General features: G+C 60.7%; 22 protein-coding genes. 15 read left to right on the top strand and 7 right to left on the bottom strand.

Going from position 1 to position 17,781, the window contains the following annotated elements; genetic code table 11:
• Nucleotide 1 precedes the first annotated feature (1 nt).
• From D8U18_RS20900 to D8U18_RS20855, 10 genes are read left to right on the top strand one after another with little or no spacing between them, the layout of a single operon-like run.
• A complete protein-coding gene (locus D8U18_RS20900) occupies nucleotides 2-547 on the top strand; it encodes a PilN domain-containing protein (protein ID WP_056854540.1) in 546 nt (181 codons plus the stop codon).
• Nucleotides 534-1,082: a GspMb/PilO family protein gene (locus D8U18_RS20895; RefSeq protein WP_056854539.1), complete on the top strand. Its 549-nt coding sequence runs from the start codon at nucleotides 534-536 to the stop codon at nucleotides 1,080-1,082. The genes D8U18_RS20900 and D8U18_RS20895 overlap by 14 nt, the downstream gene beginning before the upstream one ends.
• Nucleotides 1,082-1,591, top strand: a complete 510-nt coding sequence (locus D8U18_RS20890; RefSeq protein WP_130906328.1) for a hypothetical protein — start codon at nucleotides 1,082-1,084, stop codon at nucleotides 1,589-1,591. The genes D8U18_RS20895 and D8U18_RS20890 overlap by 1 nt, the downstream gene beginning before the upstream one ends.
• A complete protein-coding gene (locus tag D8U18_RS20885) occupies nucleotides 1,588-3,420 on the top strand; it encodes a secretin N-terminal domain-containing protein (RefSeq protein WP_056854537.1) in 1,833 nt (610 codons plus the stop codon). Before D8U18_RS20890 ends, D8U18_RS20885 begins: the two co-directional genes overlap by 4 nt.
• 2 nt (nucleotides 3,421-3,422) lie before the next feature.
• Nucleotides 3,423-3,896: a type II secretion system protein gene (locus tag D8U18_RS20880; RefSeq protein ID WP_056854536.1), complete on the top strand. Its 474-nt coding sequence runs from the start codon at nucleotides 3,423-3,425 to the stop codon at nucleotides 3,894-3,896.
• Between the two features lie 4 nt (nucleotides 3,897-3,900).
• Nucleotides 3,901-4,275, top strand: coding sequence for a type II secretion system protein (locus D8U18_RS20875; protein WP_056854535.1), 375 nt, complete (start codon nucleotides 3,901-3,903; stop codon nucleotides 4,273-4,275).
• A complete protein-coding gene (locus tag D8U18_RS20870; protein WP_056854534.1) occupies nucleotides 4,250-4,789 on the top strand; it encodes a type II secretion system protein in 540 nt (179 codons plus the stop codon). Before D8U18_RS20875 ends, D8U18_RS20870 begins: the two co-directional genes overlap by 26 nt.
• Nucleotides 4,786-5,175 (top strand): curli production assembly/transport protein CsgE, encoded by a 390-nt coding sequence (gene csgE, locus D8U18_RS20865; protein WP_056854533.1) that lies wholly within the window; start codon nucleotides 4,786-4,788, stop codon nucleotides 5,173-5,175. Before D8U18_RS20870 ends, csgE begins: the two co-directional genes overlap by 4 nt.
• The gene (locus tag D8U18_RS20860) at nucleotides 5,172-5,591 is read left to right on the top strand and encodes a curli assembly protein CsgF (protein ID WP_130907794.1); all 420 of its coding nucleotides are present in this window, start codon (nucleotides 5,172-5,174) and stop codon (nucleotides 5,589-5,591) included. Before csgE ends, D8U18_RS20860 begins: the two co-directional genes overlap by 4 nt.
• A 31-nt stretch (nucleotides 5,592-5,622) precedes the next feature.
• Nucleotides 5,623-6,495 (top strand): CsgG/HfaB family protein, encoded by an 873-nt coding sequence (locus tag D8U18_RS20855; RefSeq protein WP_056854531.1) that lies wholly within the window; start codon nucleotides 5,623-5,625, stop codon nucleotides 6,493-6,495.
• Between the two features lie 322 nt (nucleotides 6,496-6,817).
• Here the strand turns inward: D8U18_RS20855 and ftrA are convergent, their stop codons facing one another.
• Entirely contained in the window at nucleotides 6,818-7,792 is a 975-nt protein-coding gene (gene ftrA / locus D8U18_RS20850; RefSeq protein WP_131108330.1) for a transcriptional regulator FtrA, read from the bottom strand.
• A gap of 101 nt (nucleotides 7,793-7,893) precedes the next feature.
• Between ftrA and D8U18_RS20845 the strand changes: the two genes are divergently transcribed.
• The 4 genes from D8U18_RS20845 to D8U18_RS20830 all read left to right on the top strand — a co-directional run bounded on the left by D8U18_RS20845 (nucleotide 7,894) and on the right by D8U18_RS20830 (nucleotide 11,362).
• Nucleotides 7,894-8,328 (top strand): rhodanese-like domain-containing protein, encoded by a 435-nt coding sequence (locus D8U18_RS20845; RefSeq protein WP_131108329.1) that lies wholly within the window; start codon nucleotides 7,894-7,896, stop codon nucleotides 8,326-8,328.
• Nucleotides 8,329-8,523: 195 nt separating this feature from the next.
• A complete protein-coding gene (locus D8U18_RS20840) occupies nucleotides 8,524-9,303 on the top strand; it encodes an ABC transporter substrate-binding protein (protein WP_056854528.1) in 780 nt (259 codons plus the stop codon).
• Between the two features lie 135 nt (nucleotides 9,304-9,438).
• Nucleotides 9,439-10,551, top strand: coding sequence for a succinylglutamate desuccinylase/aspartoacylase family protein (locus tag D8U18_RS20835; RefSeq protein WP_130905124.1), 1,113 nt, complete (start codon nucleotides 9,439-9,441; stop codon nucleotides 10,549-10,551).
• A gap of 94 nt (nucleotides 10,552-10,645) precedes the next feature.
• The gene (locus D8U18_RS20830) at nucleotides 10,646-11,362 is read left to right on the top strand and encodes a dienelactone hydrolase family protein (RefSeq protein WP_131108328.1); all 717 of its coding nucleotides are present in this window, start codon (nucleotides 10,646-10,648) and stop codon (nucleotides 11,360-11,362) included.
• Nucleotides 11,363-11,365: 3 nt separating this feature from the next.
• Here the strand turns inward: D8U18_RS20830 and D8U18_RS20825 are convergent, their stop codons facing one another.
• From D8U18_RS20825 to D8U18_RS20805, 5 genes are all read right to left on the bottom strand, one after another.
• Nucleotides 11,366-11,938 carry a hypothetical protein gene (locus D8U18_RS20825; protein WP_131108327.1) on the bottom strand — a complete coding sequence of 191 codons (573 nt, stop codon included), beginning with the start codon at nucleotides 11,936-11,938 and terminating at the stop codon, nucleotides 11,366-11,368.
• Between the two features lie 109 nt (nucleotides 11,939-12,047).
• Nucleotides 12,048-12,836 carry a hypothetical protein gene (locus D8U18_RS20820; protein ID WP_131108326.1) on the bottom strand — a complete coding sequence of 263 codons (789 nt, stop codon included), beginning with the start codon at nucleotides 12,834-12,836 and terminating at the stop codon, nucleotides 12,048-12,050.
• 235 nt (nucleotides 12,837-13,071) lie between these two features.
• A complete protein-coding gene (locus tag D8U18_RS20815) occupies nucleotides 13,072-14,253 on the bottom strand; it encodes an acetyl-CoA C-acetyltransferase (protein WP_131108325.1) in 1,182 nt (393 codons plus the stop codon).
• 11 nt (nucleotides 14,254-14,264) lie between these two features.
• Nucleotides 14,265-14,930, bottom strand: coding sequence for a CoA transferase subunit B (locus tag D8U18_RS20810; protein ID WP_100845790.1), 666 nt, complete (start codon nucleotides 14,928-14,930; stop codon nucleotides 14,265-14,267).
• A 36-nt stretch (nucleotides 14,931-14,966) separates the two neighbouring features.
• Nucleotides 14,967-15,665, bottom strand: a complete 699-nt coding sequence (locus D8U18_RS20805) for a CoA transferase subunit A (RefSeq protein WP_056854522.1) — start codon at nucleotides 15,663-15,665, stop codon at nucleotides 14,967-14,969.
• A 226-nt stretch (nucleotides 15,666-15,891) separates the two neighbouring features.
• Between D8U18_RS20805 and D8U18_RS20800 the strand changes: the two genes are divergently transcribed.
• Nucleotides 15,892-16,776 carry a LysR family transcriptional regulator gene (locus D8U18_RS20800; RefSeq protein ID WP_130905120.1) on the top strand — a complete coding sequence of 295 codons (885 nt, stop codon included), beginning with the start codon at nucleotides 15,892-15,894 and terminating at the stop codon, nucleotides 16,774-16,776.
• An 82-nt stretch (nucleotides 16,777-16,858) separates the two neighbouring features.
• Here the strand turns inward: D8U18_RS20800 and D8U18_RS20795 are convergent, their stop codons facing one another.
• Nucleotides 16,859-17,719, bottom strand: a complete 861-nt coding sequence (locus tag D8U18_RS20795; protein WP_131108324.1) for an NAD-dependent protein deacetylase — start codon at nucleotides 17,717-17,719, stop codon at nucleotides 16,859-16,861.
• Between the last annotated feature and the right edge of the window lie 62 nt (nucleotides 17,720-17,781).

Raw genomic sequence — 17,781 nt, 5'->3', positions numbered from 1 at the left:
CATGCGCCCGCTGATGCTCGACTTTCAACCGCGCCGCCGTTCGAGCCCTCTGGGCTGGAGCCTGCTGGCCGGGGGCGTGGTGCTGGCGCTGAGCTGCATACTGATTCAGCAACACCTGAGCGGGGAGGCCGAGCAACAGCAGGGTCATCTGCAAACCGCACAACGTGTGCTCACCGGCGACACCGGCGGCAAGGTCAGCCTGACCCCGGCCGAAACCCGCGAACAGGCGCAAAACCTGGCCGAGATGCGCAAGGTTTCGCAGCAATTGCGCCGCCCATGGGAACGCCTGTTCGCCACGCTCGAATCGATGCCCCGCGACAACATCGCCTTGCTGACCCTGACCCCGGACGCCCGCAAAGGCCAGGTCAGGATCAGCGCCGAGGCGCGGGACCTGGACGCGATGCTCGACTTCCACCGCCGCCTCGAAGCCAGCGACGAGCTGTCCGATGTGTCGCTGCTCAGCCACGAAATCGTCGCCAACGTGCCGGAGCACCCGGTGCAATTCAACCTGTCGGCTACCTGGGAGATTGGCGATGCAAATCCCTAGATTGATCGTCCACGAATACCTGCAAAGCCTGGGCGCGCCGGGCCTGGCGGGACTTGGCTTGCTGGTGGTGGCACTGACCTGGGGCCTGGCCGGTTTGCTGCCGGACTGGCAGTCACTGCAGCACCTGAGCCAGCAGACCCGGGAAGCCAGTGAATATCTGGCCAAGGTCGAGGAGGGCAGCGTGGCCGCGCCGGTGGTGCCGCAGCGTCAGCTCGATGATTTCCGCAGCAAGTTGCCCTCCCAGCCGCAGGCTACCGTCGCCATCGACAAGATCTACGCGTTGGCCACCGTGGAACGCATCACCCTGGCCCGTGGCGAATACTCGCTGGGCATCGATCCGAAAACCCACCTGGCGCGCTATCAGATTCTGCTGCCGGTGCGTGGCAGCTACCCGCAATTGCGGCGCTTCCTGCACGCCTTGCTGGGGCAGTTGCCGGCGGTGGTCATCGAAGACGTGGAGTTCCAGCGCAAGAAGATCGCCGACACCGACCTCACTGGCCGGATCCGCATGACCCTTTACCTGTCGAGGTCATGATGAACAACAAGCGCGTGGTGGGTTGGGTGGCCTTTCTCGGTGTCGCCGCGGCACTGACCTGGTTGCCCGAGTATTTCAAGCAGGCTGACGACAGTGACGTGGAAGTCGCCGCTGTTGCCACACCTGCCAAAGGCAAGGCGTCGTCTACGGCAAAAGCCTCCGCCGCGCCTGCGCCGATCAAGGACCTGAGCCCGGCCGGCGACCTGTTTGCCGCCCGCAGCTGGAAGGCTGCTCCATCACTGGCCAGTGTCACCGAAAAACCCGTCACCGTTGCTCCGGTCGTGCAGGCCCCCACTGCACCGCCGATGCCTTTCCAGTTCATTGGCCGGATGGATGATCGCACTGACCTGCAAGTGTTTTTGCAGAACGGCGAAAAAATCTACGTCGTGCGCAAGGGGGATGTGATCGACGACACATGGAAGATCGAGGGGATTTCCGATCTGGAACTGAGCCTGGTCTATTTGCCTCTGCATTTGTCCCAGACTTTGTCTGTGGGGAGCGCGCAATGAACAAATCCCGTTTGCTGATGAGCCTTTGCCTCTGTGCAGGGCTGGCCGCGTGCAGTTCGGCGCAGGTTGCCAAGGAGGAAGCCACTGACCTGATCGAACAGGGGCAGTACGAAGCCGGCCTGGCACGGATCGAGGAAGGGTTGCGCGAAAACCCTCGCGACACCGAACTGCACATTGCGCTCAACAGTGCCCGAGCCCGCGCGATCACCGCGTTGTTGACCCAGGCCGACATGGACCGTACGCAACGTGATTTCGCTTCGGCACGCATGGGTTACGGCCGAGTGTTGACCATCGAGCCGAACAACCGTCGCGCCCAGGACGCCCTGCGTCAGCTCGAACACATGCGCAGCCTCGATGAAAAGCTCGAACTGGCCCGCGGCGACCTGCGCCGGGGCGACGTGTACGGGTCCGAGCGCCAGGTGCGGCAGATCCTCGAACTGGACCCGAACAATGAAGGCGCGCTGGAGCTGCAAGGCAATATCCGCCTGGTGCAGAGCCGCAACGTGATTCCTTATCCGCAACTGCGTACTCGCCTCGACAAACCGGTGACCCTGGAATTTCGCGACGCCAACCTGAAGACCATTTTCGAAGTGCTGTCCCAGGTGGCCGGTTTGAATTTCATCTTCGACAAAGACCTGCGCCCGGACATGAAAGCGACGATTTTCGTGCGCGACGTGCGTATCGAAGATGCGGTGGAACTGCTGCTGCAACAGAACCAGCTGCATCAGAAAGTGGTGAACGAAAACACCCTGCTGATCTACCCCGACTCACCGCAGAAGCTCAAGGATTACCAAGAGCTGGTGATGCGCACCTTCTACCTGACCAGCATCGATGCCAACACCGCGCTGAACATGATCAAGACCATGCTCAAGACCCGCGACGTGTTCGTCGATGAGCGCCTCAACACCCTGACCATGCGCGACAGCGGCGACGCGATTCGCATGGCTGAGAAACTCCTGCAATCCCAGGATCAGTCGAACCCCGAAGTGGTGCTGGAAGTGGAAGTGATGGAAGTCGCCACCCAACGCATCCTCGACCTTGGCCTGCAATGGCCGAACACCTTCGGCGTGGTCAACAGCGATGGCTCGGCGGTGACCATTCTCGATCAACTCAAGGGCATCAACTCCAGCCGTATCACGATCTCGCCGTCGCCACAGGCCAAGATCAATGCCCAGGACAAGGACATCAACACCCTGGCCAGCCCGGTCATCCGGGTGAGTAACCGTGAGCAGGCGCGCATCCACATTGGTCAGCGCGTACCAATCATCAGCGCCACGTCGGTGCCGTCGACCCAGGGACCGGTGATCACCGAAAGCGTGACTTACCTCGATGTCGGTTTGAAACTGGAAGTGCAGCCGACCGTGCACCTGAACAACGAAGTGGCGATCAAGGTCGCCCTGGAAGTCAGTAACGCCACACCTCTGGAGCCGACCCGCCAAGGCACGATTCCGGTGCAGGTCGATACCCGTAACGCGCAGACCACGCTGCGCCTGCATGACGGCGAAACCCAGATCCTTGCCGGCCTGATGCGCAACGACCATGGCAGCACCGGCAACAAGATCCCGGGCCTGGGTGATATTCCTGGCCTGGGCCGGCTGTTCGGCAGCAACAAGGATGACGTCAGTAAATCTGAACTGGTGCTGTCGATCACCCCGCGGATCGTGCGCAACCTGCCGTACCAGAGCCCGTCGGACATGGAATTCCCTACCGGCACTGAAACCAGCATGCACATCCAGGCGCCGGATCGTTCGAAGGTCGGAGTTGAAGAGGTTCGCACCCAAGGCATGAGCGCACCGATCGCCACCACCGTTACCGTCGGGAAGCCTTGATCATGAACGCCTCGCAACGCGGTTTTACCCTGATCGAAGTCGTGGTGACGCTGTCCCTGATCGGCCTGCTGGCCGGCATGGCCGCACCGCTGACCGAGACCGTGGTGCGCCGGGGCAAAGAGCAGGAACTGCGTACCGCCCTGTACCAGATCCGCGACGCCATCGATGCCTACAAGCGTGCATTCGATGCCGGCTACATCGAGAAATCGCTGAACAGCAACGGCTACCCGCCGAACCTGCAAGTGCTGGTTGAAGGCGTGCGGGATGTGCGCAGCGCCAAAGGGGCCAAGTTCTATTTCCTGCGGCGCGTGCCCCACGACCCTCTGGCGCCGGTCAAGCGTGACGACGAAGGCGGCTGGGGCTTGCGCTCCTACGACAGCACCGCTGAAAACCCGCGGGACGGGCAGGACGTCTTTGACGTCTATTCCAAGGCCCGCGGCAAAGGCCTCAACGGCATCGCGTACCGGGAGTGGTGAACATATGCGCCGGCAAAAGGGCTTTACCCTACTGGAACTGATGGTGGTCATGGCAATCATCGCGACGCTGATGACCATCGCCTTGCCGCGCTATTTCAACAGCCTGGAGGCCTCGAAAGAGACCACTTTGCGCCAGAGCCTGTCGGCCATGCGCGAGGCGCTGGATCACTACTACGGCGACACCGGGCGTTATCCGGATTCCATCGAACAACTGGTCGAGCAGCGTTATCTGCGCAACTCGCCGATGGACCCGATTGTCGAGCGCAAAGACGCCTGGGTCATGGTTGCCCCCCCGGACGGCGTGGCCGGCGGGGTTGCCGATATCAAAAGTGGTGCCACAGGGAGGGCGCGTGATGGCAGCCTTTATTCCGAGTGGTAAGCCTGCGGCAGAGGACGGTTTCACCTACCTGGGGGTGCTGTTTCTGATCATGGTGATGGGCATGGGCCTGGCCAGTGCCGGCGAGTTGTGGTCCACCGCTTCGCGGCGTGATCGCGAGCGCCAGTTGCTGTGGGTCGGCACCCAGTACGCCCAGGCGCTGCGCAGCTATTACCGCAGTTCGCCTGGCCTGGCACAGTACCCGAAGGAACTCGCCGACCTGCTGCAGGACGAGCGTTTCCCCAATGCCAAACACCACATCCGCCAGTTGTACCCGGACCCGATCGGCGGCGGCGAATGGTTCCTGATGCGCGGTTTCGACGGACGCATCACTGGCATCAGCAGCCCGTCCACGGACAAACCGCTCAAACAGGCGGACTTTCCCAGTCAATGGTCGGATTTCAACGGCATGGCCAGTTACAAGGACTGGCAATTCGTGGCCGAGAAATCCTTCCTCGATGGCACATCCGGCCCGGCCAAGGGCCAGTCGCAACAACCACAGGCGTTGCAGCCATGAACAGACTCTGCCTGGCCTTGATCCTGGTGTTGAGCACCTCTGCCGCCTCGGCTGGCGAAGAGGACGAAATGCTCGGTTTCATCATCGACGACACGATCTCGCACATCGGCCACGACTTTTACTATTCGTTCAGTGAACGCCTGCGCGCCACCAGCCCGATGGATTTCAACCTGGTGGTTCGCGAACGACCTTCGGCTCGCTGGGGCAGCCTGGTGACCGTGGAATTTCAACAGCGTTTGGTTTATCGGCGCTTCCTGCCGCCGAACACCGTCGAGCTCAAGGACGAGGCCTATGCCGCCGCCGACTGGGTACGCGGGCAGATTGTCCAGCGCAAGCTGGAAACCTTGTTGCAGGACACCACGGACCTTGAGAGGGACGAACTATGAAAATGAAAACGTTCTTGCAGCGCAGTGGCTTGTGCTTGCTCGGCCTCGGCAGTTGCGGTCTGGTCCAGGCCACGGAGTTGGTCTACACACCGATCAATCCATCGTTTGGCGGCAACCCGCTGAACGGCACCTGGCTGCTCAACAACGCCCAGGCGCAAAACGATTATGACGACCCTGACTTGAAGGACCGCGCTGCCCTGACCGGCACCTCGGCCCTGGAACGCTTCAGCAGCCAGTTGCAATCGCGGTTGCTGGGGCAATTGCTGGACAACATCTCCACTGGCAATACGGGGAGCCTGTCCACAGACGCTTTTATCGTCAACGTCCTCGACGACTCGGGGCAACTGACGATTGAAGTAACGGATCGAGCGACCGGTGAAGTGTCGGAAATCAAGGTTAATGGCCTCGCCCCTTGACGGGCATTTGGGCTGACGGGGAGCAACGGACATGAAAAAGTTGATTTTGCTAGGGATGCTGTTGGCAGCACTTCAAGGCTGCAGCCTGCGCGAGCCGATTGGCGCTGAGCAGGACACCGAAACGCCGACCCTGACACCCCGGGCGTCGACCTATTACGATTTGATCAACATGCCGCGACCCAAAGGCCGGTTGATGGCGGTTGTGTATGGTTTCCGTGACCAGACCGGACAATACAAACCGACCCCGGCCAGCTCGTTCTCCACCAGCGTCACCCAGGGGGCGGCGAGCATGTTGATGGACGCCATGCAGGCCAGCGGCTGGTTCGTGGTGCTGGAACGAGAAGGGCTGCAGAACCTGTTGACCGAGCGCAAGATCATCCGCGCATCGCAGAAAAAACCGAACACGCCGGTAAACATCCAGGCTGAACTGCCACCGCTGCAAGCGGCGAACATGATGCTTGAAGGCGGGATCATCGCCTACGACACCAACGTGAAGAGCGGCGGGGAAGGGGCACGCTACCTGGGCATCGATATTTCCCGGGAGTATCGGGTCGACCAGGTCACGGTGAATCTGCGGGCGGTGGACGTACGCAGCGGGCAGGTGCTGGCCAATGTGATGACCAGCAAGACGATCTACTCCGTTGGGCGCAGCGCCGGCGTGTTCAAGTTCATCGAGTTCAAGAAACTGCTCGAGGCCGAGGTCGGCTACACCACCAACGAACCGGCACAGTTGTGTGTGCTGTCGGCGATTGAAGCGGCGGTGGGGCATTTGCTGGCACAGGGGATCGAACGCAAGATGTGGCAGGTGGCGGGGGACAACTCCGCACCGCCGCAAAATGAGACGCTTGAGCGCTATCTGACCCAGAACAAGGTGACGCCTGAGGGTGAGGGTTCGGACGAGTAGACCGAGGCGGCCTTCGGGCTGTTGGGTTGGTGTTCTCCTGAGGGAGCTGGCTTGCCAGCGATGGCGGCCTGACAGCCGACCAATCTCTGCCAGTTGCACTCCATCACCTGTAGGAGCACGGCTTGCCGGCGATGGCGTCCTTGAGATCGCCATCGCGAGCAAGCTTTGCTCCTACAGAGGATCTTCATTGGTCGAAAATCTCGATCACACCGGGCCCCCCTGTGGGAGCTGGCTTGCCAGCGATGGCGGCCTGTCAACCAACGGGAACCATTCGGGTGTACAAAAAACTGTTCTCTGGAGATCCCCTAAATGGCAGGCCACCTCACAAAATGGCTTTGATCTCCCGGCCAAACCGCTCCCGATACACCGACGGTGGCACCCCGACCACGCTGCGAAACGCCACCCGAAAGCTTTCCACCGAACGATAACCACAGCGCAGTGCAATCTGCTCGGTGTTGTGGCCGGTGCTCTCCAGCAACTCCCGCGCACGGCCCAGACGCTCATGTTGCAGCCAGGTTTTCGGCGATTGGCCGCTGGCCTCGGTGAAGCGCCGCAGGAATGTGCGTTCACTCATGGCTGCTTCGCTGGCCAGGTCGCGGACCTCCAGCGGTTCATGCAAACGCTCGCGTGCCCACTGCATGACGCGGGAAAGATCGCTGCGCGGGGTCGGGCTGACCGGTGTCGGAATGAACTGCGCCTGGCCACCGGTGCGTTGCGGAGACATCACCAAGCGTCGGGCCACCGCGTTGGCCACCTGCGTACCGAAATCCCGCGCCACCAGATACAGGCAAGCATCGATGCCGGCCGCGCTGCCGGCAGAGGTGATCAACTGGCCCGAGTCGACGTACAACACGTCCGGGTCCACCAGGATATTTGGAAAACGTTCCGCCAGTTCGCGGGTGTAGCGCCAGTGCGTGGTAGCGCTGCGGCCGTCGAGCAAACCGGTGGCCGCCAGTACGAATACACCTGAACAGATCGACAGCAAGCGAGCGCCCCGGGCGTGGGCCTGGCGCAGCGCGGTGAGTAGTGCATCGGGCACCGCTGCGTTGCGGTCACGCCAGCCCGGAATGATGATGGTCCGTGCCTGCTCCAGCAGTTCCAGGCCGCCATCGGCCAGTACTTGTATGCCCCCCATGGCGCGCATGGGGCCTTGATCGACGGCGGCGATCTGGTGGCTGTACCAAGGAAAATCGAATTCCGGGCGCGCGAGGCCGAATATCTCCACGGCGATACCGAATTCGAAAGTGCAGAGGCCATCGTAGGCCAGGATCGCGACCAATCCAGGGGTAGGCTGCATTTGGCGGAAAGTTCCCGGTGAGTGTCTTGTGCGCCACTTTAGCCGCAAGGGGCCGGCAGATAAAGTCTGCTCACACCCCACGACACTCAGGAGCAAAACCCATGACCAGCCTGGTCCGCGAAATACCTGCAGCCCCTTCGGCCATTGCCTTCATGCATTTCAGTAACCGCCTGACCTTTGAAACCGATTGCTCTGACGTTCACGGCAGCCAAGCGGCTGGCGAGGTGGATTTTGTGTTGGTCGACGTGAGGGGGCCGCTGGCGTTCGAACGGGGCCACTTGCCTGGGGCGATCAATATTCCGGGGCGACTCCTCAACGCCGAGTACCTTGCGGCCTATCCGAAAACCAGCCTGTTCGTGGTCTATTGCGCAGGCCCGCACTGCAACGGCGCGAACAAGGCAGCAGTGAAGCTGGCGGCGCTGGGCTATCCGGTCAAGGAGATGATTGGCGGCGTGACCGGATGGCTGGATGAAGGGTTTGCGTTGAGTGTTGCGACGTCGCAACCAGTGAACCATGTGGTCGGTTGCGAGTGTTGATCCCATCCAGGAGATCGCAAACCGCGCCAGCGCTTGCAACGCAAAGCTGGCGCGGTCTTTTTCTATATTTATTTGTCGCTTCAAAATAACTGAAGTGGCGGAAGCCGCCATAGACTGCCGGCCACTTCGGTATTTGTCAGTTACAAACTGCGACCGAACGCTGCCAATAAAAGCCTCCGCACACAGGAGTTATAAATGAAGAAGCTAGTGATGTTCGGTGCCCTGGCACTGTCGATGTTGTCCCTGACCGCCGTGGCTGCAGATGCCAAGCCGATCCGCATCGGTATCGAAGCCGGTTACCCGCCATTCTCGATGAAAACCCCTGACGGCAAGCTCACTGGCTTTGACGTGGACATCGGCGACGCGCTGTGCGAGCAGATGAAAGTGAAGTGCACCTGGGTCGAGCAAGAGTTCGACGGCCTGATCCCGGCGCTGAAGGTCAAGAAAATCGACGCAATCCTGTCGTCCATGACCATCACTGACGATCGCAAGAAGAACGTCGATTTCACCATCAAGTACTACCACACCCCGGCGCGCTTCGTGATGAAGGCAGGCACCGACATCAAGGACCCGCTGACCGAACTCAAAGGCAAGAAAGTTGGTGTACTGCGCGCCAGTACCCACGACCGCTTCGCCACCGAAGTGCTGGTGCCGGCCGGCATTGAACTGGTGCGTTACGGCTCCCAGCAGGAAGCCAACCTGGACATGGTTTCCGGTCGCGTTGATGCGCTGCTGGCCGACTCGGTCAACCTGGACGACGGTTTCCTGAAGACCGACGCCGGTAAAGGTTTCGCTTTCGTAGGCCCGACCTATGAAGACGCCAAGTACTTCGGCGGCGGCGCCGGTATCGCTGTGCGCAAGGGTGATAAGGAACTGGCCGACAAATTCAACACCGCCATCGCTGAAATTCGCGCCAATGGCAAGTACAAGCAAGTGCAGGACAAGTACTTCGATTTTGACGTTTATGGCCATTAATACGCTGTAGAAAAAAGTGGCCCCGTTGACGCGCGGGCCACTTTTTTTATGCTTTCTTTCCATCGAAACGAGAAACCTGTGGGGGCGGGCTTGCTCCCACAGTGATCTGGTTGTTTCTGACAGCGGAGTTCTCCCATGCAACGCATCGACCACCCATTGCCCTGGAGCCATCTCGGAACCGAGCGCACCCTCAGTGTGTTTCGTTATGGCACGGGTACGCGCAAGGTCTACATCCAGGCCAGCCTGCACGCAGACGAATTGCCGGGCATGCGCACCGCCTGGGAACTGAAAAAGCGCCTGGCCGATCTTGAAAGCCAGGGGCAACTGCAAGGCGTGATCGAACTGGTGCCGGTGGCCAACCCCATCGGTCTCGACCAGCACCTGCAAGGCAGTCACATGGGCCGCTTCGAACTGGGCAGCGGCAAGAATTTCAACCGTTCCTTCGTCGAACTCAGTGCCCCCGTGGCGCAGTTGATCGGCGACCGTCTGGGCAGTGATGCCCAAGCGAACATCACGCTGATCCGCCAGACCATGGGTCAGGTAATCGATGGCTTGCCGGCGCCGGCGTCACAGCTGCAAGCCATGCATCGTTTGTTGCTGCGCCATGCCTGCGACGCGGACATCACCCTCGATCTGCACTGCGATTTCGAGGCGGCGATTCATCTGTATGCGCTGCCGCAACACTGGCCGCAATGGCGATCCCTGGCCGCGCGTTTGAAGGCGGGCGTGGCGTTGCTGTGCGAAGACTCCGGCGGCAGTTCGTTCGACGAGTCCTGTTCTTCGCCGTGGTTACGCCTGGCCCGGGCATTCCCCGAGGCGGCGATTCCACCGGCCAATCTGGCGACCACCCTGGAGCTGGGCAGCATGGGCGACACCCGGGTTGAGCAGGCACAAGCCAATTGTGAAGCGATTCTGGGCTTTCTCGCCGAACAGGGTTTTATCAAGGGACAATGGCCGCAAGCGCCGAGCGAATGCTGCGAGGGCATGCCGTTCGAGGGCACACAGTACCTGTTCGCACCGCACCACGGCGTGGTGAGTTTCCTGCGCGAAGCCGGGGAGTGGGTCGAGAAGGGCGATGCGCTTTTTGAAGTGGTCGACCCGTTGAGCGACAAACTCACAACGGTGTGCGCCGGTACCAGCGGCGTGTTGTTTGCGATCGATCGTGGACGTTATACGCAGCCGGGCACGTGGCAGGCGAAGGTGGCGGGGCGAGAGGCCATTCGGGCGGGCAAGTTGATCAACGATTAAAGCGAATGTCATCGCCAGCCACACCCGGGATGCCTCGGTCTGCTTCACAGTGTTAGGCTCTTCCCCGAATCCTGCGCACTGTGAAGGAAGGCTTATGTTGAAGATTCTCGCTCTGCTCACGCTGCTGGCGTCCGCCACTGTCCACGCTCAAACCCCGTTGCAAACCGATCTGCCGCTCAAATACCTGGAACACTCCACCGTCGATTCCCGCGATCAACCGCTGGTGATTTTTCTCCACGGTTACGGCAGTAACGAGCACGATCTGTTCGACATCAAGGATCAATTGCCTACGCAATACACCTACCTGTCGGTGCGGGCGCCGATGGTGATGCAGGAAGGCAGTTACCAGTGGTTTCGCAAGAAAGGCGAAGGTGCCTACAACGGCGAGACCGATGATCTGAAGTCCAGCGGCCAGTTGCTGCTGGATTTCGTCGCACAGGCGACGAAGAAATATCAAACAGATCCGGACAAGGTGTTCCTGGTGGGATTCAGCCAGGGCGCGATCATGTCCTATGAGGTTGCCCTGCGCCATCCCGACGCGGTGGGTGGGATTGCCGCGTTGAGTGGGCGAATTCTGCCGGTGTTGCGGTCGGAACTGATACCGGATGAAAAACGCCAGTCGCTGGCGATTTTCATCGGTCATGGCACGGCCGACAAGCGTCTGCCCTACAGCGACGGCACCGAAGCCAACAGCTTGTTGCAGAGCATTTCACTCGAACCGGAGTTTCACGCCTACCAAGGGGTTGGTCACACCATCAGCGCCGAAGAGATCGCGGATTTGAGCGCCTGGTTGCAGCGCCTCAACCCCTGAGGTTTATTTGCCGCTGACGATCTGCTTGATCAGCGTCTCGTGGGCGGCCATGTCGCCAGGGCGGGAAATGACCTGAACTACGGTCATGCGCCCGCCGGATGCAGCCATCAGTGTGGTGTTGAGGGTTTGGCCGCCGCCCTGGGTGGCGGTGCTGTCGACCTGACGAAGGCCCAGGCCGGTACTCTTCAGGGTCAGGCTTTTCTCACTGAGCTTGTTGTAATCCGGCAACGCCTTGCGCTGTGCCGAGTCGAAATCGGCGGCCGTGCCATCCAGAAATTCGCCGTCGTTGTCCTTGACCTTGACGCCTTCCGGCAGGTTGTTTTCTGCGGCGATCACTACCGTCTTGGTGGCTTCGTTGGCGTACATGGTGCCGCTCGCACCGGTAGGGCTGGCCGGTAGCGGATTGGCGACGAAACCCTTGGGCAAGGTGAACGTGAACTTGCCGCCGAGCACCGAGACCTTTTGCACCTGTGCCGCTTCCTTGGCAGGTGCCTTGGCAGCCTGCGCACTCAAAGCCCCCAGGCTGGCAGCTGCTGCCAGCAACAGGACAACGGCTTTTTTACTCAACAGTGACATTCGCAAATCTCCAGGGATGGTCGCGCGGTGGGGGGCGATCATCCCATGGAGGTTGCCAGGTATTCCAGTGCGGGGTAACAGACGGTCGCAGGCCAGGTACCTGGAACTTCTAATCGTTCGAAAGGGTTGACGGTGTCGCACTGGGCGGCGTTTTGACCAGCAGGCGTCTGGTGACGCCGAGCATGGCCACCGATACGGCAACACCGACGACGAAGCCCATCAGGCCCATGGTGGGCAAGGTCAGCGTCACGACCAGGCAAAACGCCGAAAACGAATACATACCGGTGGCCGTCGCCTGCAGCAACACCGCAGTAAATGCCGGGCCGCGGGTTTGTTGGGAGAACACCGCCATGACACTGCCGAGTACGGGGAACACGGCGAGCAGTCCGCTCCAGCGATCACCGACCGTACTGGCCAGCCACGTAACGGCCAAGGTGAGCAAGGCACCGGCAACCATGCGCAACAGCAGTTTGTCGGACTTCGGTGCCGGGCCCGTCAGGATCGGCTGCACCGATGGAAACAGGTAAGGCGCAACCAAAAGCGCGGTCGCGGCGGCGAGCACTGATAACAACAGCGACGGCGGAATCAGCGAAAGCACCACGGCAATCACCGCCCACATTATCAATGAAAACGTCAATGCCAGCGGCCACCCCGTCCGTTGACAGACCTGCGCATAGGTCACGCAAAAGGCGATCATGGCGAACATGGCCGACAAGGCTGCCATGGCCGACTGAGCGGCAAACGCTTCGCCTTGTTCAAGGGCGAGGAAAAACAGGATCGGCCCAACCACCACCGGCAACCCGGACAACCAACCCGCCACGCTTGGCCCCCAGCGTTTACCGGCCAGGGATATCAGCAGCAGGAAACCAGGGATCACCAGCAGTTTGAGCATCAACACGCGCACATCTCCGACCTGTGTGAGACAGCAACGGTAACATCGCACTGGGCGGATTGCTCTATAGATGTTTGGTTTTTGTATACAAAACACAGGCCAGCCAGAGCGTTTTGTCTACATGTCCACGGGTTATCGGCAAAAAAACGGGATAAAAAACCCGGTGCGACGTGAATCGCACCGGGTGTGTTGCCAGGCTGCGACGGATCTTCGTGGGTCCCCGTGCAGTCTGATGAACGCTTTAAGCTCGCTCGAGCGCCAAGGCCACGCCCTGACCACCACCGATGCACAGAGTGGCGAGGCCTTTCTTGGCGTCACGCTTGAGCATTTCGTGCAACAGGGTCACCAACACCCGGCAACCCGAGGCACCGATAGGGTGGCCGAGGGCAATGGCGCCGCCGTTGACGTTGACCTTGTTCAAGTCCCATTCCAGGTCCTTGGCCACGGCCAGCGATTGCGCAGCGAAGGCTTCGTTGGCTTCGATCAGGTCCAGTTGCTCGATGGACCATCCGGCCTTGTCCAGGCAACGGCGAGTGGCCGACACCGGGCCGATGCCCATGATCGCCGGGTCGACACCTGCGTTGGCGTAAGCAGCGATTTTCGCCAGTACCGGCAGGCCCAATGCCTTGGCTTTGGCCGCGCTCATCAGGATCACGGCCGCAGCGCCATCGTTGAGCGACGAAGCATTGCCGGCAGTTACCGAACCGTCCTTCTTGAAGGCCGCCTTGAGTTTGCCCAGGGATTCGGCGGTGGTGCCGGCCCGTGGCTGCTCGTCGGTGGCGAAGGACAGTGGATCACCCTTGCGCTGCGGAATCAGGATCGGCGTGATTTCATCGACGAAGCGCCCGGCTTCGATGGCGGCCACGGCTTTCTGTTGCGAGGCGGCGGCGAACGCGTCCTGCTGCTCGCGGCTGATGTCGTATTTCTCCACCAGGTTCTCGGCGGTGATGCCCATGTGGTAATCGTTGAACGCATCCCACAGGCCGTCGCTGATCATGGTGTCGACGATTTGTGCGTGACCCATGCGCAGGCCGGTGCGCGCACCGGGCATTACGTAGTTGGCCAGGCTCATGTTTTCCTGGCCGCCGGCGATGATCACGTCGGCGTCGCCGCAGCGAATCGCCTGGGCGCCCAGGTGCAGGGCTTTAAGACCCGAGCCGCAGACCTTGTTCAGGGTCATGGCCGGTACGGCGAAGGGCAGGCCGGCCTTGATCGAGGCTTGGCGCGCAGGGTTCTGGCCGGCACCGGCGGTCAATACCTGGCCCATGATCACTTCATCGACTTGCGCAGGGTCCAGGCCGGTTTGTGCCAGCAACTGACGGATCACCGCAGCGCCCAGGTCGACCGCGGACACATTGGCCAGCGAACCCTGGAAACTGCCGATCGCGGTACGCGTGGCGGCAACAATGACGACTTCTTGCATGGAATGATTCCTCACTGGGCAGCGAACTGCATTTCCGGTACGTGATCCGGGACGATCAGTTTACCAGCGGTTTTGGCGACGATTTCCTCGACGCTGACGCCAGGTGCGCGTTCCTTGAGGACAAATGCGCCATTTTCGATTTCCAGATAGGCGAGGTCGGTCAACACGCGCTTGATGCAACCGGCACCGGTCAGCGGCAGGCTGCATTTGGACAACAGCTTGGACTCACCGTCCTTGGACGCATGGGTCATGATGACGATGATGTTGTCTGCGCCAGCCACCAGGTCCATGGCGCCACCCATGCCCTTGACCAGTTTGCCCGGGATCATCCACGAGGCAATGTTGCCTTCGACGTCTACTTCGAAGGCGCCGAGTACGGTCAGGTCGACATGACCACCGCGGATCATCGCGAACGATTCGGCCGAGGAAAAGATCGAAGCGCCGATACGCGCGGTCACGGTTTGCTTGCCGGCATTGATCATGTCGGCATCGATGGTTTCTTCAGTGGGGAAAGGCCCCATGCCCAGCAGCCCGTTTTCCGACTGCAGCATGACTTCCATGCCTTCGGGAATGTAGTTGGCGACCAGGGTCGGAATGCCGATGCCGAGGTTGACGTAGTAGCCGTCCTGCATTTCGCGGGCGACGCGTTGAGCCATTTGTTCGCGGGAAAGTGCCATTGTCGTTATTCCTTCATTCGGTCCGGGGGCTGGGGATCACTTACGCACGGTGCGCTGTTCGATGCGCTTCTCGAACGTGCCGCAGATGATCCGGTCGACGTAGATGCCAGGGGTGTGGATCTGTGCCGGGTCCAGCTCGCCGGGTTCGACTATTTCTTCGACTTCGACCACGGTGATCTTGCCGGCGGTAGCGGCCAGCGGGTTGAAGTTCTGGGCGGTGTGACGATAGATCACGTTACCGAAATGGTCGGCTTTCCAGCCTTTGACGATGGCGAAGTCACCGGTGATGGACTCTTCCATCAGGTACTTGCGGCCATGGAATTCGCGCACTTCCTTGCCTTCGGCGACCGGGGTGCCGACGCCGGTGGCGGTGAAGAATGCCGGGATGCCAGCGCCGCCTGCACGCATTTTCTCGGCGAGGGTGCCTTGCGGAGTCAGGATGACTTCGATTTCGCCTTTGAGCAGTTGTTCTTCGAACAGCTTGTTTTCGCCGACGTAGGACGCCACCACCTTGCTGATCTGGCGGTCGGTCAACAGCACGCCAAGACCGAAACCATCGACGCCGCAATTGTTGGACACCACGGTGAGGTTGCGTGTGCCCTTGCGCTTGATCTCGGCGATCAGGTTTTCAGGGATCCCGCACAGGCCAAAGCCGCCGGCGATCACGGTCATGCCGTCTTCAAGACCTGCCAACGCTTCCTCGTAGGAACTCACACGCTTGTCGAAACCTGCCATATGCACCTCTTTTATTCTTTGTGGGCGGCTGGCTAGCCGAATGGGAAGAGTGTCTCGCTGAAGTATTCATTTGTTAAGTTGATTTTTGCGGTTGATTGATAGATAAAACTCACCAATCAATCCTGTAGGCGCAGGGCTTGCCGGTGATGGCGAACTCCAGGAGGCCATCGCGCGCAAGCCAAGCGCCTACAAAAGCACTTGCGCTCATCACTGGAGCACTCAGCCTATGACAGTCAAGCAGATCCGCGCTTTCCTGGCGGTAGCCCAGAGCCTCAGTTTCGCCGTGGCCTGTGAACGCCTGCACCTGTCGCAGTCGGCACTGAGCCTGACCATCAAGGCCTTGGAGGAAGGCCTGGGTGGCCGCCTGTTTACGCGCAACACGCGTAATGTCGCGCTGACTGCCGAGGGCGAATCGCTGGTGCCGCTGGCACGCCGCCTGATTGCCGATTGGGACAATGCCGAAGATGAATTGCGCCAGCGATTCACCCTTCAGCGCGGTCGCGTGACCCTGGCAGCCATGCCGTCGTTTGCCGGCAATCTGTTGCCACCGATCCTCAAGACATTCCGCGCCCGTTATCCGAAAGTCAACGTCACGGTCAACGACGTGATCAACGAGCAAGTGCTGGAAATGGTCCGCGACCGCCAGGTGGAACTGGGGGTCGCGTTCGAGCCGCCGCAGAATTCGTCGCTGCAATTCACCCCGTTATACATCGACCGCTTTGTCGCGGTGGTACCCCGTGATTCACCGTTGGTCGAGTTGGACGAAATCGATTGGCAAACGTTGCTCAAGGAACCGTTCATCACCTTGCAACGACCATCGACTGTGCGGGTGATGCTTGAAGAACACTTGCAGGCGCGGGGCATGAAGCTGCCGGTGGAATTTGAGAGCCATCAACTGGCAACGGTCGGGCGGATGGTTGCCAGCGGCTTGGGCGTCAGCGCGGTGCCGGCGTTGTGTGCAGGGCAGATGCGCGAGCTGGGTGCGCGTTGCATCACCTTGCGTGATCCGGTGGTGGAGCGGGCACTTGGCGTGCTGACGTTGCCCGGCGGCGAGTTGTCGGCGGCGGCGCAGGCGTTGTTTGATGTGCTCAAGGCACAGGATTATGTGTAGGAGCAAAGCTTGCTCGCGATAGCGTCGTCCCGGTCGATATCGAAGGCGCATGTGCAGGCGCTATCGCGAGCAAGCTTTGCTCCTACAGAGGGGCGGGGTGTTTCGGGGAAAGGCGTTGGGCCAGAAGGGGTAGAAGCTGTTCGCATGAAGCTTCTATTTTCAAGTCGAGGATGTCATCCGCCCGAGTCTTGCCCAGGTTGATCGCAATCAGCGGCTTGCCTTGATCCGCCACCGCCCGGCACAAGCGAAACGCCGAGTACGCCATCAACGACGAGCCGATCACCAGCAATCCCGCTGCCTTTTCCACTGCTGCCATGGCCTTGGCTGCCGTGCCCTGGGCGACATTCTCGCCGAAGAACACCACGTCCGGTTTCATCCGTTCGCCTGCGCAAAAGGGGCAACGCGGCACCTGAAAGCGTGCTTCGAAGGCGGCGTCCAGCAGGGTATCGCCGTCCGGCGCCTGCACCGCGTCCACGCCCGCCAGGTAGGGGTTCTGCGTTTCCATCAGATTCTGGATCGAATCCCGTTCGCTGCGCATTCCACAGTCCAGGCACAAAACCCGGTGCAGGCTGCCATGCAGTTCGATGACGTCGTGGCTGCCGGCCTGGTCGTGCAAGGTATCGACATTCTGCGTGATCAAGCCGCTGATCCGCTGTGTGCTCTGCAAGCGGGCGAGTGTCTCGTGGGCCACATTCGGCTGCGCCTGACGCACCCGCGGCCAGCCGAGCATCGCCCGTGCCCAATAGCGCCGACGGGACTCGGGGGCGGAGAGAAACTCCTGATACATCATCGGCTGGCGGCCACGCCGCACACCCTGGTTGTCGCGATAGTCCGGAATGCCTGAGGGGGTGCTGATGCCGGCACCCGTCAGGACGGCGAACGGCTGGTCGGCCATCAGTTGCTGGAGGCGGTCAAGTTGTTCGCGGGTCAGGCTGTCGAGCATGTCGGGAGAACCTGTAGATACTCTGTTCACGGTCAAGCTTTCGCGAGATGTTTTTCGCTAAA

This window comes from Pseudomonas sp. Sample_10, assembly GCF_004321495.1.
Taxonomy (GTDB): Bacteria; Pseudomonadota; Gammaproteobacteria; order Pseudomonadales; family Pseudomonadaceae; genus Aquipseudomonas.
The sequence above is the reverse complement of the archived record's forward strand: the minus strand, read 5'-3'. Positions and strand labels throughout refer to the sequence as shown.

What these genes read in the sequence shown, in the direction of transcription:
- D8U18_RS20815 (WP_131108325.1), bottom strand. Translation starts at nt 14,253, where the DNA reads ATGCAAGAAGTCGTCATTGTTGCCGCCACGCGTACCGCGATCGGCAGT.
- D8U18_RS20810 (WP_100845790.1), bottom strand. Translation starts at nt 14,930, where the DNA reads ATGGCACTTTCCCGCGAACAAATGGCTCAACGCGTCGCCCGCGAAATG.
- D8U18_RS20845 (WP_131108329.1), top strand. Translation starts at nt 7,894, where the DNA reads ATGACCAGCCTGGTCCGCGAAATACCTGCAGCCCCTTCGGCCATTGCC.
- D8U18_RS20875 (WP_056854535.1), top strand. Translation starts at nt 3,901, where the DNA reads ATGCGCCGGCAAAAGGGCTTTACCCTACTGGAACTGATGGTGGTCATG.
- D8U18_RS20800 (WP_130905120.1), top strand. Translation starts at nt 15,892, where the DNA reads ATGACAGTCAAGCAGATCCGCGCTTTCCTGGCGGTAGCCCAGAGCCTC.
- D8U18_RS20880 (WP_056854536.1), top strand. Translation starts at nt 3,423, where the DNA reads ATGAACGCCTCGCAACGCGGTTTTACCCTGATCGAAGTCGTGGTGACG.
- D8U18_RS20890 (WP_130906328.1), top strand. Translation starts at nt 1,082, where the DNA reads ATGAACAACAAGCGCGTGGTGGGTTGGGTGGCCTTTCTCGGTGTCGCC.
- D8U18_RS20855 (WP_056854531.1), top strand. Translation starts at nt 5,623, where the DNA reads ATGAAAAAGTTGATTTTGCTAGGGATGCTGTTGGCAGCACTTCAAGGC.
- D8U18_RS20860 (WP_130907794.1), top strand. Translation starts at nt 5,172, where the DNA reads ATGAAAATGAAAACGTTCTTGCAGCGCAGTGGCTTGTGCTTGCTCGGC.
- csgE (WP_056854533.1), top strand. Translation starts at nt 4,786, where the DNA reads ATGAACAGACTCTGCCTGGCCTTGATCCTGGTGTTGAGCACCTCTGCC.
- D8U18_RS20840 (WP_056854528.1), top strand. Translation starts at nt 8,524, where the DNA reads ATGAAGAAGCTAGTGATGTTCGGTGCCCTGGCACTGTCGATGTTGTCC.
- D8U18_RS20895 (WP_056854539.1), top strand. Translation starts at nt 534, where the DNA reads ATGCAAATCCCTAGATTGATCGTCCACGAATACCTGCAAAGCCTGGGC.
- ftrA (WP_131108330.1), bottom strand. Translation starts at nt 7,792, where the DNA reads ATGCAGCCTACCCCTGGATTGGTCGCGATCCTGGCCTACGATGGCCTC.
- D8U18_RS20900 (WP_056854540.1), top strand. Translation starts at nt 2, where the DNA reads ATGCGCCCGCTGATGCTCGACTTTCAACCGCGCCGCCGTTCGAGCCCT.
- D8U18_RS20795 (WP_131108324.1), bottom strand. Translation starts at nt 17,719, where the DNA reads ATGCTCGACAGCCTGACCCGCGAACAACTTGACCGCCTCCAGCAACTG.
- D8U18_RS20805 (WP_056854522.1), bottom strand. Translation starts at nt 15,665, where the DNA reads ATGGCAGGTTTCGACAAGCGTGTGAGTTCCTACGAGGAAGCGTTGGCA.
- D8U18_RS20825 (WP_131108327.1), bottom strand. Translation starts at nt 11,938, where the DNA reads ATGTCACTGTTGAGTAAAAAAGCCGTTGTCCTGTTGCTGGCAGCAGCT.
- D8U18_RS20835 (WP_130905124.1), top strand. Translation starts at nt 9,439, where the DNA reads ATGCAACGCATCGACCACCCATTGCCCTGGAGCCATCTCGGAACCGAG.
- D8U18_RS20885 (WP_056854537.1), top strand. Translation starts at nt 1,588, where the DNA reads ATGAACAAATCCCGTTTGCTGATGAGCCTTTGCCTCTGTGCAGGGCTG.
- D8U18_RS20830 (WP_131108328.1), top strand. Translation starts at nt 10,646, where the DNA reads ATGTTGAAGATTCTCGCTCTGCTCACGCTGCTGGCGTCCGCCACTGTC.
- D8U18_RS20870 (WP_056854534.1), top strand. Translation starts at nt 4,250, where the DNA reads ATGGCAGCCTTTATTCCGAGTGGTAAGCCTGCGGCAGAGGACGGTTTC.